Annotated in this window: 1 pseudogene; it reads left to right on the top strand. The window is 63.9% G+C overall.

Going from position 1 to position 1,059, the window contains the following annotated elements:
- Positions 1–72: 72 nt before the first annotated feature.
- Positions 73–1,059, top strand: a pseudogene (locus ACSSVZ_RS28190) (IS630 family transposase).

The following is a 1,059-nucleotide window of genomic DNA, read 5'->3' as shown; positions in this document are numbered from 1 at the left end:
CTAGTGGTCGTTCTCTAATGGTTGAGTCCTGGTGGGGAATCCGTTGCGAAGCCGCGCGTGCGAGTCTGGGGCATGCGCAGGGGTATCTCCTTCGAAGTATCCAAACCCGATCGGCAGCGTTTGCGGTCGATCGTCCGGGATCGCAATGCTCCTCAGAAGCATGTCTGGCGGGCTGAGATTGTCCTTCCTCACCGGCGACGGCGTCGGCACCGTCGAGATCATGCGGCGGACCGGCAAGTCGAAGACCTGTGTGTGGCGTTGGCAGGAGCGGTTCGCCGAGGAAGGCGTCGACGGCCTGCTCCGAGACAAGACGCGCCCCTCCCGCATCCCGCCCTTGAGCGATAAGGTCGCGGAACGGGTGATTGAACGGACGCTCGAGGCGCCGCCGACCGAGACGACGCACTGGACCGCGGCGCTGATGGCCGACGAGATCGGCATCTCGGCGAGCTCCGTGCAACGCATCTGGCCTCGTCACGGACTGCAACCTCACCGGATGCGGCAGTTCAAGCTGTCCAACGACCCCGACTTCGTCACCAAGCTGCGCGATGTGGTCGGTCTCTACGTCGATCCGCCCGCCCACGCCATCGTCCTCAGCGTCGACGAGAAGAGCCAGATCCAGGCGCTCGACCGGACCCAGCCCAGCCTGCCGCTCAAGAAGGGGCGCGCCGGCACCATGACGCATGACTACAAGCGCCATGGGACCACGACCCTCTTCGCCGCACTGAACGTCCTCGACGGCACCGTCATCGGCCGCAACATGCAGCGCCACCGGCACCAGGAATTTATCCGGTTCCTCAATCAGATCCAAGCCGAAGTCCCGGCCGGAAAGGTCGTGCACGTCGTCCTCGACAACTATGCCGCCCACAAACATCCGAAGGTGCGCCAGTGGCTCGAGCGCCATCCCCGCTTCACCTTCCACTTCGTGCCGACCTCCTGCTCCTGGCTCAACGCCGTGCCGAACACAACACCCGCCCAAAGCCCTTCATCTGGACCGCCGATCCCGACAAAATCATCGACGCCGTCAAACGCGGGCATCAAGCGTTGGATTCCGACCATTAG

Source organism: Amorphus sp. MBR-141 (assembly GCF_053628695.1).
This window is presented reverse-complemented; position numbering and strand designations above follow the sequence as displayed.